Raw genomic sequence first — 15,400 nt, forward strand, 5'->3', positions numbered from 1 at the left:
CGGAAAAGCGCCGGGATTACCAGTCTGTGCGTGACCGTGGCGCCGGTCAGGCCGTCAGCGGAGGTTCCCAGGCCTCGCCGACATGCAGCGGCCGGAACCGGTCCCTGGAAACGCCCTTTTCGGCGAGCCGGGCCTGCAGCACTTCGGCGGGCGCATCGCGGCCCTCGTCGGTGAGCTGGAAGGTGCCCCAGTGATGGCCGAGCGCATAGTCGGCGCCCGACATCAGGAAGCCGTCGATCGCCTCGTCCGGGTTCTGGTGCTGGTCCTTCATGAACCAGCGCGGCTCGTAGGCGCCGACCGGCAGGATCGCGGCGCGGAACCTGCCGTGGCGTTCGCGGGCGTTGGTGTAGGGCCGGCCCTTGTCGAAGCCGGTGTCGCCGATATGCAGGATCTTGCCGCCGGGGGTCTCGAGCACGAAGGCGGCCCACAGCGCCATCGAGCGGTCGTTCATGCCGCGCGCCGACCAGTGGTGGCAGGGCTCGAAATGGATGGTGGCCGGGCCGGACTCGATGGAATCGCCCCAGTCGCCGGTCATGATGCGCATGGTGGGAACATGCGCCTTGATGATGGTGTCGTTGCCGAGCGGGGTGATCACCAGCGGATCGTGCGCCAACTGCAGCCGGGCCAGGGTGACGAGGTCGAGATGGTCGTAATGATTGTGGCTGAGCAGAACCAGATCGATGTCGGGCAGGTCCTCGAAGGCGATGCCGGGCGCGGTGACGCGCTTCGGCCCGGCAAAGGAGAGCGGGCTGGCACGATCGGACCAGACCGGATCGGTGAGGATATTGAGCCCGGCGGTCTGGATCAGCATGGTGGCGTGGCCGACCATGGTGATGCGCAGGCGGTCGCCCTCGATCCGCGGCTCGGGACGGGCCGGTGCGAACGGGCTCTTGACCAATTTCGGCCAGCTTGCCTGCTTGCCGCCGAATTTCCATCTTAGCAGGTCGGAAAATCCCTTGGGCACGGCACCGTCGGGATTGAAGAACCGCACTCCGTCAAAATGATCACTGACCGGACCGGAATGATACGGATTGGAATTGCGTGCGACGGCCATGGCGGTCCCCGATGCGCCGAGGCCGAACAGGGCGGCGAGCGCTGAAAACTTGATAAAGGAGCGGCGTTTCATGGGGGAGATATGGGGCCAGGACAGGGGTGATCAAGAGTGGGGCCAGGCAAAGCGCCCCGGAATGCCGTCGCGCGGTCACCAGCGCATGGCCGAGGCCAGTTGCGGCCATTGCTTCAGGAATGCCCTCTTGTTCCTGATTCCGGCGGAGCCTTTCTCGCGCTTTTCATCCTGGTTGAGCCGCGCGAACACCAAGGTCCGGTTGCCCTTGTTAGCCCAGCCGGCAAACCAGCCCCAGCCTCGCGCCCGGTCAAACGACCCGTCCGCCATCCGCGGATAGGCAGCGCCGGTCTTGCCGGCAACCACCCATCCATTGCCAACCGCAGTCGTTTCAACGACAGCCATGGTCCTGTCGATGGCGTCAGGCGCCACAGGCAGGCTGCGATCGACCAGATTTCGCAGGAACGCCACCTGTTCCGCCGGTGCGATCTTCAGCGAGGAACTGATCCAGGCTCGTTCAAGCCCGTTGTTGCGGCCCGGGTCGCCGGCAAAATCGGCATTGCCATAGCCGAAGGCCGTCAGATAGCGCTCGATCCTGTCGGCGCCGAGTGCTGCGGTGATCTGCTGCGAGTACCAGACGACCGAATATTTCATCCAGCGCTCGGGATTGGTCGGCTGTGTCCAGTTGCTGCCGCCCCAATCGGGATATCCCTCTCTGAACGGCAGAACCGGTGTGGTCAGCCCGGTCAGGAAGCCGGTGTCGTAGCCGATCAGGCTCAGGGCGATCTTGAAAGTCGATGCCGGGGTGACCCGGGAGCGGCAATCGCCTTCTTCGAGCAGCACCTCACCGCTGGCCGCATCGGCGATTATTGTGCAGATGGTCCGGGCGCTGGCGGGTGCGACGCTCAGCATGAAAACAATGATCAAGGTCGGGACAAGGTGTTTCATGGGGTCCGTCATACACCAAAAACCGGGATCTGCGAGCCTGGATGCCGCCTTGGGCCGCGGGCCTGCCCATTGCTCCTTGCAGTTTCAAGGCAGCTGAAAATACATCCGAAGAGAATAAAGAACGTGCATTTGCATGCAAAACGGATCGCAGGCGCCGCCGCCACAGGGCATCAGTTGTTGCTCAGGGCGACGCTGTCGCGCGGTTTCCCCCGCCGAAACCGGCGGCTGGCAAGATATTGCACCGCATCGCAAAACTTCATTAGGAAAACTTGCGTATTGATACATCAGGAATACCGGGACAGCGCGTAGTAAGCCCGCTCCGCCGTGTTATTTGAAGGACTGACAATGAGCTTTTCGACCCCGATCCTGCTTGTGATCGCGATACTCGCGATTCTTGTGGTCGGACGAATCGTCACCTCGCCGGAAGCGCCGGGGCGGATCGCCTTCGGGTTGTCAGCCGTGGCGTCGATCTGGTGGATCGCCATGGTCGTGCTTCGCCTCAACAGTGTAGACCTGCCTGACAAGATCCTGTTCAGCCGGCTCGCCTGGTTCGGCATCATTGCCACGCCGCTGTTCTGGTCGGCAGGCTTTCTTGACCACGCAGGCTTCAGCCAGGTCACCAGACGCCTGCCGATCACCATCATTCTGTCGATCAGTGCGCTCGCGGGCCTTGCCGCCCTGACGGATGGCTATCATCACTGGATCTATACCGGCGTCATCAACGAAGATCGGCCGACCTTCTCTCACGGATGGCTGTTTTACGTGTTGTTGGGGGGAATGTATCTGTGCATCCTGCTTGCCTGCCTGATGTCGATCTCCCAATTGAAGCGCGCCTCTCGTCTGCACAGGCATCAAATGGTTGCGCTGCTGGTCGCAACATGCGTGCCCTGGGCCTGCAACGCGGCTTTCAACCTGTTCGGGTTCCGGCTCTTTAACGATGACCCGACGCCCTTCGCCTTCAGCGCGACGGTGCTCGCCGTGCTTTTCGCGCAATATCGCGGAAAGCTGTTCATCGCCCCGCCGATCGCCCGGGACATCATCTTCTCGATTCTGCCGGACCCGATCGTGGTGCTCGAGCCGAGCGGCCTGGTTCTCGAGACCAATCCCGCAGCAGAGAAGCTGACGGGATTCAACCGAGAAACCGTCGGCACGAAGCTCCCGCCTTCCCACCCGCTGATGGATTTCGTTGCAACGGATACGACGAGCAAGACCAGGAAGCCGACCGTTCGCTTCGACGCCATGGAGAAGATATTCGAAGTGTCCGTCCAGCCACTCGAGCACTGGGGCCGGCAGGGCAACGTGATGATGGTGCTGCGTGACGTTACTGCCAGGGAAGCCGCGCAGAAAAGCCTCTCGGATGCCGGGCAGGTGCTGAAACTGCGGCTTGAGGAAAACCTGCGCCTGCAGGAACAGCTGGAGCAGCAGGCCTTTCACGATCACCTGACCGGGCTTTTCAACCGCCGCCACGCCAGTACCGTCATCCCGCCCGTGCTTTCGAGCGCGAGCGAAGACGCGCCGGTCTCGCTGATCGTCGTCGATCTCGATTACTTCAAGCAGGTCAACGACCGCTATGGCCACGATGTCGGCGACAAGGCGCTGGCGGCTTTCGCCACCATCCTCGCCGACAGCCTGCAAGGCGCGGAAATGGCGTTCCGTTACGGTGGCGAGGAATTCCTCGTCGTGCTTCCGGCCACGAGCCGCGATTCCGCGCTCGAACGATGTGCCCGCTGGCGGCGCGAGCTTGCCACCCACCGGATTGCCGAACTGAAGGACGTCGCCTTGTCCTTCTCGGCCGGCATTGCGCTGGCTCCCCAGGCCGGAACGTCGCTTACCGAGTGCACGAAGGCTGCCGACGTTGCGCTTTACCGGGCCAAGATCTCCGGGCGCAACACGGATATCGTCTGGGGCGAGCATCTCGACGGCATCGTCCCGGAAGGGCCTGCCGAAAACGGCAAGGCAGGCGACCGCCGCGCAAACAGGGGCCGGGCCGGGCTGTAAGTCGGGTCGACCCGGCGCAGGTCCACTGCCTGATGCCGACAAGACGCGGGTCCTGTCGCTTCGAACCCTTCTGAAAAACCACGCGAAGAGAAAAGAAGACACTTGCATTTGCATGCAAAGCCTGTTGAATAGTCCTCACCACAGGGGTGCCGCGTAGAGCCGCGGCTGAGATGCGGGCGCCAAGCCCACGGACCCTCGAAGCTGATCTGGATAATGCCAGCGTAGCAAGGAGGAACCAAGATGTTCGCAGGCGCGCAAGTATCCCTTTACCCCATGACCGACGGGTTCGTGGACGTGATCCTGTCTTCGCTTTCGGCGCTCGACCCGTATCGTGAGCGGCTCAGGATCGAGACCGACGACATCTCCACATTGATCGTCGGCCCGCCGGAAGTGCTGTTTCCGGCGTTGCGCGATCTCTACGTGGCGGCTGCTGCCAGCCGGCACCACGTCGTCCTGCGCGCCACGCTGTCGCGCGGCTGTCCGGGCGAACCCGACGATCCGATCTGCCAGACCAATGCGCTGGCCAATCCATCCGAGCCGCTCGGCTCGCGGCAGGCGGCAGCACTTGCCGCGCTTGGCGAGGCGCCCCGGACCGGCGAGACGGCGCGGGCGCAGTTCTCGCTTTACGTGATGGGCGCCGGCGATCACATGGCGGAGATCATGGGCTGCATCGATTTTCTTAAATCGAGCGGCACGTTCGACCGGTCGAAGAATTTCTGTACACGGCTCACCGGCGATTCCGGACCGGTGTTCGCCACGCTGCAGGAGGCGTTCTGCCGCTTCGGCCCGCCCGCCGGTCACGTCACCATCGATCTGACGGTTTCAGCCAACAGCCCGTCGATCGGCTGATACCATGACAGGTTCATCGTCCGGCGCGCCGGCGGCGCGGCCTTTCGGCCGTGTGCCGGCCATGTTTCGCACCCTTCTCACCAGCATCCGCCAGGGTCTGCCCGCCATTTTCAGCGTGGCGGCGGCGCTGGCGGCGTGGGAGATCTACGTCCGTGTGTCCGGCATTTCGGCGCTGGTGCTGCCGGCGCCGTCGCGCGTGGTCAGTCAGATCGCCGATAATCGCGAGCTGTTGTGGGCCAACACATGGCCGACGCTGCAGGCGACGCTGACCGGCTTTGCCTTCTCGCTGAGCCTCGCCTTCACGCTATCGGTGCTGATCGATTTCGTCCCAAAGCTCAGGCGGGCGCTGTTTCCGGTGTTCGTGATCAGCCAGACGCTGCCGCTGGTGGCGATCGCGCCGCTGGTGGTGCTGTGGTTCGGCTTCGGGCTGACGCCGAAGATCCTGCTGGTGGCGCTGGTCACCTTCTTCCCGATGCTGATCGCGCTGGTCGACGGCTACGAATCCACCGAACCGGAGATCGAGGCGCTGCTGGCTTCGATGGGCGCGTCGCGGGCAGGCATCTTCCGCCGAGCCCGGCTTCCCTCGGCGATGCCCTATTTCTTTGCCGGCTTACGGATCTCGATCACCTATGCGGTGGTGGCGGCGATCTTCGCCGAATATGTCGGCGCCCGCGCGGGGCTCGGCATCGTCATTCTCAATGCCAAGAACAGCTTCCGGCCGGACCTGATGCTCGCCGCCGTGGTGATCAGCTCGGCGCTGACGCTGGCGTTGTTCGGCGCAACCGCGCTGATGCAATGGATCGTGCTCGGCTGGCGGCAGGCGGGGGCGGGACGATGAGCGCGCTCGAACTGAGCAACATAGGCCTCTCGTTCGGTGGGACCCCCGTGCTTGACGATGTGTCGATGCATGTCGCTCAAGGCGAGTTCGTGTCGATCCTCGGGCCTTCCGGCTGCGGCAAGTCGAGCCTGTTGCGGCTTCTGACCGGGGCGCTGACGCCTGGTCGCGGAGAGATCCGGGTCGGCGGCGCACCACTTGACGGAAGCCCTCGGGCCTTTGCCTTCATGCCGCAGCGCGACGCGCTGATGCCCTGGCGGCGAATCATCGACAACGTGATCCTCGGGCTTGAGATCCAGGGCATGGGCCGCGCCGAGGCGCGGGCAAAAGTACGGCCGCTGTTTGCAACCTTCGGACTGGACGGCTTCGAACATCGTTACCCGGCTCAGCTTTCGGGCGGCATGCGCCAGCGTGCGGCGTTGATGCGCACCATCTTGCAGGACCGGCCGGTGCAGCTGCTCGACGAGCCTTTCGGCGCGCTCGACGCGCTGACCCGGGCCGAAATGCAGCGCTGGCTCGAGCACCGCTGGCGGGACGCCCGCTGGACCACAATTCTCGTCACTCACGATGTGCGCGAGGCGGTGGCGTTGTCGGACCGGATCTATGTGCTGTCGCCCCGGCCCGCCCGGATCATTGCCGAATTCGAGGTGCCGGACCGGCGTCCACGCCTTGGCCGCACGCTCTCGCCTGAGGCTGTCCGCCTCGAGGCAGAGCTTCTCGACACGCTTCTCACCCAAACCGGAGACCGATCATGAAACATCTTCTGACTGCGCTGGCCCTGCTCGCGGCCGTTCCGGCCCATGCGGCGGAAAGACTCACCGTGGCGCTCGACTGGACGCCCAACACCAACCATGTCGGGCTCTATGTGGCGAAGGCAAAGGGCTGGTTCGACGAGGTGGGTCTCGACGTCGAGATCCTGCCCTACACCGACACCTCGTCGGGCACGCTGGTTTCGACCGGCGTGGCCCAGTTCGGCATTCTCAGTGCCGTCAGCTTTCACAGCCAGCGCTCTATGGGCGCCGACATGACCGCGGTGATGGCGGTGGTCCAGCACGAGACCGGACGGCTGGTGTTCAACGGCGAGCGCGAGGATATCCAGCGCCCCGCCGATCTCGATGGAAAGATCTATGCCGGCTTCGGCAGCGCCTGGGAAAATGCGCTGATCTCCTCGATCATTCGCCATGACGGGGGCGAGGGCAGATTCGACACGGTGACACTCGGCACCTCCGCCTACGAGGCGCTGGCCAACGGCTCGGTCGATTTCACCCTTGAAGTCAGCACCTGGGAAGGTGTCAATTCGGTGCTGCTCGGCCGGCCGCAGCGCTGGTTCTCTTACGCGGATTACGGCGTGCCGGACCAGCACACGACGTTCCTGGGTGGCAATTCCACCTGGCTTGCGGCAAACGAGCAAGCCACCGGGGCCTTCGTCAAGGCGGCGCAGCGGGGCTATGCCTTCGCGGCGGACCATCCGGATGAGGCCGCCGGTATCCTGGTCGCGGAAACCGGCGGCATGCTGTCCAACCCGGAACTGGTGCGGGCGTCGATGAAAGCCCTTGTCGAGGGCGGGTTCCTCAAGGATCCGGACGAGCCCGTGGGCCTGATCGATCCTGAGCTGATTACCGGGATTGCCGGTTTTCTGTACCAGGCAGGCATATTGCGTGACGCCAATGGCGACGTGCAAAAGGCGATGCCGGACGTGTCGGGCTGGTACACCAACCAATATCTCGCCCGATAACAACAGCGGCTCACGCGCTGCCCGGAGCCGCGGTCGCTCCGGGCGGTGAGGAATTCGCTTCCGGGAAAAAAGTTGACCGTCGCATCGGGCCATGCAACCCCAAGGCCGCGAGAGAGTTGTCCGTTCAGTTCGCGGAAGGGTACATTTCATGACGACCGACCAGATCGTGCTTTTTGGAATTCTTGTCGTCCTGTTCGGGATGCTGGTCTGGGGGCGGTTCCGCTATGATCTCGTCGCCTTCGTGGCGCTCATGGTCACGGTGTTGGCCGGCCTGGTCGCGCCGGAGGACGCATTTCACGGCTTCGGTCACCCCGCGGTCGTCATCATTGCGCTGGTGCTGATCGTCTCGCGCGGGCTGATGAATTCCGGCGCCGTGGAAATGATCGCCCGTTTCGTCACCAAGTCGGACCGGGCGCTTCCGGTGCATATCGGCATCATGGCGGTGGCCGGCGCGGTGTTGTCGGCGATCATCAACAATGTCGCCGCCCTTGCGCTTTTGATGTCGCTCGACATGGATGCGGCGCGCAAGGCCAAGCGGGCGGTGTCGCTGACGCTGATGCCCTTGTCCTTCGGCACCATTCTCGGCGGCATGATCACGTTGATCGGCACACCGCCCAACATCGTCATCGCGCAGTACCGGCAGGATGTCCTGGGCGCGCCCTATTCGATGTTCGATTTCGCCCCGGTCGGCATCGCCGTGGCGACCGCCGGTATCGCCTATGTCGCCTTCATCGGCTGGCGGCTGATTCCCAAGCGGGCCGACGCGATGTCGCTGGAGGGTGACGCCGGGCTTTACGTCGCCGAGGCGCGGGCGAAGGAAGGATCGAAGTCGATCGGCCTGTCGGTGGGCGAGCTTTATCCTGTCGCCGACGAGAACGATGTCAGCATTCTCGGGCTGGCCCGGCAGGGCAAGCGGCTGCCGGGTTTCTCGCAGACGCGCGAGATCAGGGAAGGCGATTTCCTGGTGCTGGAGGGCGATCCGAAGCAGATCGAGGCCTTCATGGGCGCGGCCGACCTCGACGCCATCGGCACCGAGGAACATGGCGGGCTGATGGGCAAGTCGCTGAGCCTGGTCGAGGCGATCGTGCCGGAAGAAGCCTCCGTCGTCGGGCGCACCATGCTGGGGCTGCGGCTGATCCAGCGTCACGGCGTGACGCTGCTCGGCCTGTCGCGCCAGGGCAAGCGATTCCGCGAAAGGGTCAGCCGCCTGCCGATCAAGGCCGGCGATCTGCTGCTGTTGATCGGGCCGGACAAGAACATCGCCGCCGCCAGCCAGTGGCTCGGCGTGCTGCCGCTCGAAAACCGCCGGCTCGAGGTGCTGCAGCGGACCAAGGCGTTCTTGGCGATCGGCATCTTCGCTGCTGCGATCGCGCTGTCGGTGATGGGAATCACCTCGCTTGCCATCGGGCTCGGGCTCTGCGTCGTTGCCTACCTGCTGCTCGGCATCATCAGCGGCCGCGATTTCTACGCGCTGATCGAATGGAAGGTGATCGTGCTCTTGGCCTGCCTGATTCCGGTCGCAGGCGCGCTGGAAGAGACCGGCGGCAGCGAGCTGATCGCAGGCCTGATCGTCTCGCTCACCTCGGACCTGCCGGCCTGGGGCGTGCTGATGGTGCTGATGGTCATCACCATGACCTTGTCGGATTTCCTCAACAATGTTGCCACCGCGCTGATCGCCGCGCCCATCGGGGTCAGCGTCGCCAATTCCATCGGCGCCAGCCCCGACCCGTTCCTGATGGGCGTCGCGGTGGCCGCCTCCTGCGCCTTCCTCACCCCCATCGGTCACAAGAACAACACCATCATCATGGGGCCGGGCAACTACCGCTTCGGCGACTACTGGCGCATGGGGCTGATGCTGGAAGTGATCGTGATCGTCGTCGCTGTGCCGATGATCGCTCTCGTCTGGCCATTCTGAGAGGCGCGCGAACGCGTTTCGCCTGACACGGAGCAAGCGCTCCCATAACGGACGCAACGGGATCCGGGAGCCCGGCCAGCGGCAGAACCGGCCACCGTCGCAGCCTGTCTCGGGGCTTGCGGCCTACATCCGGACCGAGTGACGTGGTTACACCACTGTCTGTTGGGTGGTCACAACGGTGATAGCGACAAAGAAGCAGGCCGAAGCGGCGACGACAAATCCATGCCAGATGGCATTGGCGAACTTCATGTTCTTCGACGCATGGAACACCACACCGACGGTGTAGAGCAGCCCTCCGGCGACGATATAGCCAAATGGCAACGCCTCCCAGGACGACCAGACCAGCACGACGCTCATCCAGCCCATGATCAGGTAGAGCGCGGGGCCGAAACGGCCGGGCGTGCTCCAGAACACCAGTTTCAGCGTCATGCCGACGATCGCCAGAGCCCAGACAATGGCAAGCACGACATAGGCGAGGCCGGAGCCGATCATCACCACCAGCGGCGTATAGGTGCCGGCAATCTTCAGGTAGATCGCCGCATGGTCGATCCGGCGCAGCACTGGCCGGATGCTCTCCCACGGGGTCATGTGATAGAACGCCGAGGCGGTGAAGGTGGCAATCAGAGTGACCGCATAGACCGCAATCGCCGTCACCTCCCAGGGCGAGGCAACAGGCGCCGCCCAGACCAGCAACAGGATCGCCCCGAGCACCGCTCCGGTGACGCCGATGGCATGCATGCTGCCATCGGCAACGCGCTCTGATCTGGTGTAGCTGGGATACATGGTTTGCCTTCAATCTGCGCAACGACACCGGATGATTGCCGCAGATGCAGGCAAGATCAAGGAATGCGGGGCGGAAATTCCTGTTGGTTGCCGGTCTCGGGGGATGGCAGATTGTCACGGGTGGCCATGAATCCTGTCCGTAAGGGGTTCGAAGACAGGCGCGCGCCATTCCGATTGCGTCAGCTCGTACCAGACCTCGCCCTGCTCGGCTCCCGGAATGGGATCGGAATACTCGGCGTGGGTGGTGCGCACATAATGCATGCCGATCTTCTCCATCACCCGGCGCGAGGCCTGGTTCACCGCCATTGTCGTGGCCGTGATCCTGTCGTAGCCGGCGCTTTCGAATCCCCAGCGGATCAGGGCCGACCCGCCTTCCGGAGCCAGGCCCTTGCCCCACTCCGCCCGGCGCAGCCGGTAGCCGAGCTCGGCGGATCCGTCGCCCCCCGGCCATAGGCAGAACCACCCGACGAAGGCACCATTGCTGGTGCGGCGCGCCGTCCAAACATGCTGTTCGGTTCCCCGCGGCATAAGGAAATCCGCGTTTGGATCACTCTCCTCATGGTCGATGGCGTATCCCCCATTGAGAAAGCGCATGACCTCCGGGTCACGCTCAAGAGCGATGAAATCCGCCCGGTCTTCCTGGCTGCAAGGGCTGAGCGTCAGATGCCTCGTTTGCAACACTGCCATTTTCGAAACTCCATTGATCTGCTCATAGCGCTTTATTACGCTATTTCGGGTCAAATGCGGTCACAAGCGTAAGCCAAAATGACCTCAACAATAGACCACGGAAAAATCGAGGTTTTCCGTCGAGTTGCTGTCTCCTTTGCAAGGCAGAGTTGATCCAACTGTAAATCTACGTTGATTTCCCACTCATTGAGGCGTATTTATATGCGCATAACGGAGTCATTCCGATGGAGCGGAACAGTCGGCAGATCATCCGGCGCCTGGAGAAGGACGGGTTCGAACTGGTCAAGGTCAGCGGTTCGCACCACAAGTTCAGGAAGAACGGCAAGACCGTAACGGTGCCGCATCCGAAGAAGGATCTGCCGACCGGCACTGTTCGCGCCATTTACAAGCAGGCTGGCTGGCTTGCCTGACAAAGAGGTTTTCATGCGTCATTATATCGGTGTCGTTCATCAGGAAGGGGACAGCGCGTTCGGGGTTCATTTCCCCGATGTTCCGGGCTGCTTCTCTGCCGCTGACCAGCTTGACGATCTGCTCACCAGTGCCAGCGAGGCGCTGGCGCTGCATCTCGAGGGCGAACCGCTGCCCGAAGCGCGGTCGCTGGAAGCGGTTCGCGATGACGCGGAGGTGGCACGCGACCTCAAGGACGGCGCGTTTCTGCTCGCCGTGCCGGTGATCCGGCTTTCCGGACGCACCACAAAGGCCAATATTACCATGGATGCCGGGTTGCTGGCCGCAGTCGATGCGACGGCTCGCGAACGCGGCTTGACCCGCTCGGCGTTCCTCGCCGATCTGGCGCGCCGCGAAATCGCAGGCTGAACCCCGCCTCTCCTCATTGCCTCCAGCATCGCCGTGAGCAAGGGGTTTAAATGCGCGCCGTAGGCAATTCGAGAGTCTTGTTATGCGAGGAGCAATATTTATTTGACTTTAAAAAGGACGCATTTTCCTTTAGATTTGTTTTTATTGCAATAATAGAGAGCTTCCTCTTTTGCCTCTGACTTTGTTTTGTCTTCATAGCTATATCCACAGTGTTGTCCGTCTTGTGTGATATAGAATGCTTTATGACCCTTGAGTCCCTGCCATTTATCGTAAAGTTTTTGACACTGAAAATTATTTATAGTCGCTGAGTTTGCTTGGGAAGACAGTAATAATACCAATACAGATACGGCAGAAAGAATTGTTGTTTTCATTTTGAATCTCCTTATCAATTGATAATTAGTGGTCCAGATGGGGTCACAATTATTCAATAATGTGTTTTTGATAGAAATCAATTTATAATTTAAATTATCTACATTCATGTCTCTTGAAAAGATGACTATAAAAATCAAAATTGCAGTTACAATTTAGTTTATGCCTAGGCAGTGTCCACTTGGGAGCATTTTTTCGGCGCAAATTTCGGAGTTATGATAGCAATAACCGACCATACACGATGAAGCAGATCTTATTACGAAAAAGAGCGTGATCCATTGTTTGCGCAACCTCTTCACTTCTGCATAATATCAAATGCCTGGATGTCTCATAACTCTGCTGCCCAATGCATCCGGAAATTGCGACTTGAGCCGGATGAGTCTCAACAGTTCAGTGCGGCCAGTGCGGGCGCTCTCATATGTCGCCTGCGTGATTGCAAGATATGTGTAACCTGACCCGCCGGCCATGTCGCGCCGGACGGTCAGCGGGACAAGCCGCACCCCGCGCGTGGTGTTTGATCACATCGTCGCGTATTTTAAAGCACAGGACAATTTGGACATGGTCGGCTGAACTAACTCTCCCCCAATCTTGACTCCGCCGTGCTTTTCCTGTTTATCCCGCTCAAATCTGCGACGAGCACGACTCTGAGCCGCCGACCGGGACCCCTTGTGGTGTAAATCGATCCCGGAGGTCACCACCCGACAGCGCGATGCGCCCTCGGGTGTTGTTTGGCTTTGGGTAATGCCCGCCCCATATGGGCTGGAGACCTCTTCAGCAAAAACAGGACGACCTTATGTTTGACACTCTCCAGGACCGGCTTGGCTCCATCCTCAACAACCTGACCGGGCGCGGCGCCCTGTCGGAGAAGGATGTGTCGGAAGCCATGCGCGAGGTTCGCCGCGCGCTGCTGGAGGCCGACGTGGCGCTGGAAGTGGTCCGGGGCTTCACCGACCGGGTGCGCGAAAAGGCCGTCGGCGCGGAGATCGTCAAGTCGATCAAGCCGGGCCAGATGGTGGTCAAGCTGGTTCATGACGAGCTGGTGGCGCTCTTGGGTGACGAAGGCGTCGCCATCGATCTCAATGCGAGCGCCCCCGTCGTCATCATGATGGTCGGCCTGCAGGGCTCCGGTAAAACCACCACATCGGCCAAGATCGCCGCACGGCTTGAAAAGCGCGACCGCAAAAAAGTGCTGATGGCCTCGCTCGACACGCGGCGTCCGGCTGCGCAGGAGCAGCTACGTCAGCTGGGCGAGCAGACCGGCGTCGCCACCTTGCCGATCATTGCCGGCCAGTCGCCCACCGACATCGCCGCGCGCGCGGTGCAGGCGGCCAAGCTCGGCGGCCACGACGTCGTCATTCTCGACACCGCCGGCCGTACTCACATTGACGAGCCGCTGATGGCCGAGATGGCCGAGATCAAGAAGCGCGCCAACCCGCACGAGATCCTGCTCGTCGCCGATGCGCTGACCGGTCAGGACGCGGTCAACCTGGCGCGCAATTTCGACGAGCGCGTCGGCATTTCCGGCCTGGTGCTGACCCGCATGGACGGCGACGGCCGCGGCGGCGCGGCGCTGTCGATGCGCGCGGTCACCGGCAAGCCGATCAAGCTGATCGGTACCGGCGAAAAGATGGACGCGCTCGAGGAGTTCCATCCCCGCCGCGTCGCCGACCGTATTCTCGGCATGGGCGACATCGTCAGCCTCGTCGAGAAGGCGGCGGAGAATTTCGACGCCGAGAAGGCCCAGGCGATGGCCGCCCGGATGAAGACCGGCAAGTTCGATCTCAACGACCTGGCCGACCAGCTCAGGCAGATGCAGAAGCTCGGCGGCATGGGCGGGATCATGGGCATGATGCCGGGCATGGGCAAGATGAAGGACCAGATGTCGGCGGCCGGCATGGACGACAAGACGTTTGCCCGCCAGCTCGCCATCATCGGCTCGATGACCAAGGCCGAGCGCGCCAATCCCGACCTTCTCAAGCATTCGCGCAAGAAGCGCATCGCAGCCGGTTCGGGCACCGATGCGGCGGCGATCAACAAGCTGCTCAAGATGCACCGGCAGATGGCCGACATGATGAAGGCCATGGGCGGCAAGGGCAAGGGCGGCGGCATGATGCGCGCGGCCATGGGCGGTCTCGCCCAGAAAATGGGCCTGCCCGGCGGGATGGGTGGAATGGGCGGCATGCCGGATCTGTCGAAGATGGATCCGAAGCAGCTCGAAGCCCTGCAGAAACAGGCCGAAGCCGCCGGCCTCGGCAAGGGCGGCATGCCGGGTCTCGGCGGTGGTCTGCCGGGCGGCTTGCCCGGTCTGGGCGGCCCGAAGCTGCCCGGTCTCGGTGGCGGCCTTCCCGGCCTGCCGAAGAAGAAGTGAGGGGCGGCAGATGAGCACAAACGCTGAAGCCATGGCGCAGCTTAAGGAATTCCGCCGCTCGATCGACAATTTCGACGCGGCGCTGATTCACATCCTCGCCGAGCGGTTCCGGGTGACCAAGGCCGTCGGCGCGCTCAAGGCCTCGGCCGACCTGCCGCCGTCCGACCCGAACCGCGAGGCCGAGCAGGTTGCCCGGCTGCGCGATCTGGCCAAATCCGCCGATCTCGACCCGGATTTTGCCGAGAAGTTCCTCGAATTCGTCATTCGCGAAGTCATCCAGCATCACAAGCAGGCGGCGGCGAAATGATCACCCGTATCTGACGCTCTTCGGCGTCCGAAGAAGTTCAACCCATCAACCAAGTTGCTAAATCGAAGGAAAAGAAAATGGCACTGAAAATTCGTCTGGCCCGTGGTGGCTCCAAGAAGCGTCCTTACTACCACGTTGTCGTCGCTGACGTGCGCAGCCCGCGCGACGGCCGCTTCATCGAGCGTCTGGGCTACTGGAACCCGATGCTGTCGAAGGACGACGCCACCCGCGTCAGCCTCAACCAGGAGCGCATCCAGCACTGGCTCGACCATGGCGCGCTGCCGACCGACCGCGTCGCCCGCTTCATGGCTGAAGCCGGCATGATGACCCGCGAAGCCCGCAACAACCCGAACAAGGCGCAGCCCGGCAAGAAGGCGCAGGAACGCGCTGCCGAGAAGAAGCAGAAGGAAGAGGATGCCGCAGCCGCCGCAGCCGAAGCCGCTGCAGCACCGGCCGAAGAAGCCGCCGCGGAATAAGCACCGGGCTTCAGCGAACCGTCCGCCAGGATGGAAGGCTGACGGACGCCCTGGCGCCTTTTTTCGTCGCACATCGAGCCTTGCAGTCACACCCTCGCATCATTGCGGGGGTGTTTTCGTTCGAGACAGCCATGGCCGGCAACACATTGACAATGCGCGAAACTGCAGACCCTGCATACCCTGGGTAGCAAAATGTTCATTGCTTTGGTGCATTCAGGGAGCAACCCGGTCTGTCAACGGATGAAGGTGGC

Annotated in this window: 16 protein-coding genes and 1 riboswitch; of the genes, 11 read left to right on the forward strand and 5 right to left on the reverse strand. The window is 62.4% G+C overall.

The features are described 5' to 3' along the window. Positions 1-46 precede the first annotated feature (46 nt). On the reverse strand, positions 47-1,054 hold the full coding sequence (locus O4H62_RS12205) for an MBL fold metallo-hydrolase (RefSeq protein WP_269388138.1): 1,008 nt from the start codon (positions 1,052-1,054) through the stop codon (positions 47-49). Positions 1,055-1,201: 147 nt separating this feature from the next. Further along, positions 1,202-2,023: a class D beta-lactamase gene (gene blaOXA, locus O4H62_RS12210; RefSeq protein ID WP_430538425.1), complete on the reverse strand. Its 822-nt coding sequence runs from the start codon at positions 2,021-2,023 to the stop codon at positions 1,202-1,204. Between the two features lie 333 nt (positions 2,024-2,356). Here blaOXA and O4H62_RS12215 point away from each other — a divergent pair, with 333 nt between their 5' ends. From O4H62_RS12215 to O4H62_RS12240, 6 genes are all read left to right on the forward strand, one after another. Beyond that, positions 2,357-4,009, forward strand: a complete 1,653-nt coding sequence (locus O4H62_RS12215) for a histidine kinase N-terminal 7TM domain-containing diguanylate cyclase (protein WP_269388142.1) — start codon at positions 2,357-2,359, stop codon at positions 4,007-4,009. Between the two features lie 132 nt (positions 4,010-4,141). Beyond that, a riboswitch (TPP riboswitch) is annotated at positions 4,142-4,255 on the forward strand. Then, a complete protein-coding gene (locus O4H62_RS12220) occupies positions 4,250-4,858 on the forward strand; it encodes a YkoF family thiamine/hydroxymethylpyrimidine-binding protein (RefSeq protein ID WP_269388144.1) in 609 nt (202 codons plus the stop codon). Its footprint overlaps the riboswitch before it by 6 nt. 61 nt (positions 4,859-4,919) lie before the next feature. Further along, positions 4,920-5,696, forward strand: coding sequence for an ABC transporter permease (locus O4H62_RS12225; RefSeq protein ID WP_269388595.1), 777 nt, complete (start codon positions 4,920-4,922; stop codon positions 5,694-5,696). Next, positions 5,693-6,448: an ABC transporter ATP-binding protein gene (locus tag O4H62_RS12230; RefSeq protein ID WP_269388145.1), complete on the forward strand. Its 756-nt coding sequence runs from the start codon at positions 5,693-5,695 to the stop codon at positions 6,446-6,448. The genes O4H62_RS12225 and O4H62_RS12230 overlap by 4 nt, the downstream gene beginning before the upstream one ends. Next, complete coding sequence (locus O4H62_RS12235; RefSeq protein ID WP_269388147.1) at positions 6,445-7,428, forward strand: ABC transporter substrate-binding protein; 984 nt, start codon at positions 6,445-6,447, stop codon at positions 7,426-7,428. Before O4H62_RS12230 ends, O4H62_RS12235 begins: the two co-directional genes overlap by 4 nt. A 148-nt stretch (positions 7,429-7,576) precedes the next feature. Then, positions 7,577-9,343 (forward strand): SLC13 family permease, encoded by a 1,767-nt coding sequence (locus tag O4H62_RS12240; protein WP_269388148.1) that lies wholly within the window; start codon positions 7,577-7,579, stop codon positions 9,341-9,343. 147 nt (positions 9,344-9,490) lie between these two features. Here O4H62_RS12240 and trhA read toward each other — a convergent pair whose 3' ends face one another. After that, positions 9,491-10,126 carry a PAQR family membrane homeostasis protein TrhA gene (gene trhA, locus O4H62_RS12245; protein WP_269388151.1) on the reverse strand — a complete coding sequence of 212 codons (636 nt, stop codon included), beginning with the start codon at positions 10,124-10,126 and terminating at the stop codon, positions 9,491-9,493. A gap of 114 nt (positions 10,127-10,240) precedes the next feature. Then, the gene (locus tag O4H62_RS12250) at positions 10,241-10,813 is read right to left on the reverse strand and encodes a GNAT family N-acetyltransferase (protein WP_269388153.1); all 573 of its coding nucleotides are present in this window, start codon (positions 10,811-10,813) and stop codon (positions 10,241-10,243) included. Between the two features lie 224 nt (positions 10,814-11,037). On the opposite strand from O4H62_RS12250, the gene O4H62_RS12255 reads away from it, so the two are divergent. Together O4H62_RS12255 and O4H62_RS12260 are read left to right on the forward strand one after the other, a co-directional pair. Next, the gene (locus tag O4H62_RS12255) at positions 11,038-11,223 is read left to right on the forward strand and encodes a type II toxin-antitoxin system HicA family toxin (protein WP_269388154.1); all 186 of its coding nucleotides are present in this window, start codon (positions 11,038-11,040) and stop codon (positions 11,221-11,223) included. A 13-nt stretch (positions 11,224-11,236) separates the two neighbouring features. Next, positions 11,237-11,629 carry a type II toxin-antitoxin system HicB family antitoxin gene (locus O4H62_RS12260; RefSeq protein ID WP_269388156.1) on the forward strand — a complete coding sequence of 131 codons (393 nt, stop codon included), beginning with the start codon at positions 11,237-11,239 and terminating at the stop codon, positions 11,627-11,629. Positions 11,630-11,727: 98 nt separating this feature from the next. Here the strand turns inward: O4H62_RS12260 and O4H62_RS12265 are convergent, their stop codons facing one another. Continuing rightward, entirely contained in the window at positions 11,728-12,000 is a 273-nt protein-coding gene (locus O4H62_RS12265) for a hypothetical protein (RefSeq protein ID WP_269388158.1), read from the reverse strand. A 791-nt stretch (positions 12,001-12,791) separates the two neighbouring features. On the opposite strand from O4H62_RS12265, the gene ffh reads away from it, so the two are divergent. The 3 genes from ffh (at position 12,792) to rpsP (ending at position 15,149) form a co-directional block, all read left to right on the forward strand. Further along, on the forward strand, positions 12,792-14,366 hold the full coding sequence (ffh, locus tag O4H62_RS12270; RefSeq protein WP_269388159.1) for a signal recognition particle protein: 1,575 nt from the start codon (positions 12,792-12,794) through the stop codon (positions 14,364-14,366). A 10-nt stretch (positions 14,367-14,376) separates the two neighbouring features. Further along, positions 14,377-14,673 carry a chorismate mutase gene (locus O4H62_RS12275; RefSeq protein ID WP_269388160.1) on the forward strand — a complete coding sequence of 99 codons (297 nt, stop codon included), beginning with the start codon at positions 14,377-14,379 and terminating at the stop codon, positions 14,671-14,673. A 77-nt stretch (positions 14,674-14,750) separates the two neighbouring features. Next, positions 14,751-15,149 (forward strand): 30S ribosomal protein S16, encoded by a 399-nt coding sequence (rpsP, locus tag O4H62_RS12280; protein WP_269388161.1) that lies wholly within the window; start codon positions 14,751-14,753, stop codon positions 15,147-15,149. Positions 15,150-15,400: the final 251 nt, after the last annotated feature.

The sequence above is a fragment of the Parahoeflea alexandrii genome, assembly GCF_027214025.1.
Lineage (GTDB): Bacteria > Pseudomonadota > Alphaproteobacteria > Rhizobiales > Rhizobiaceae > Hoeflea > Hoeflea alexandrii_A.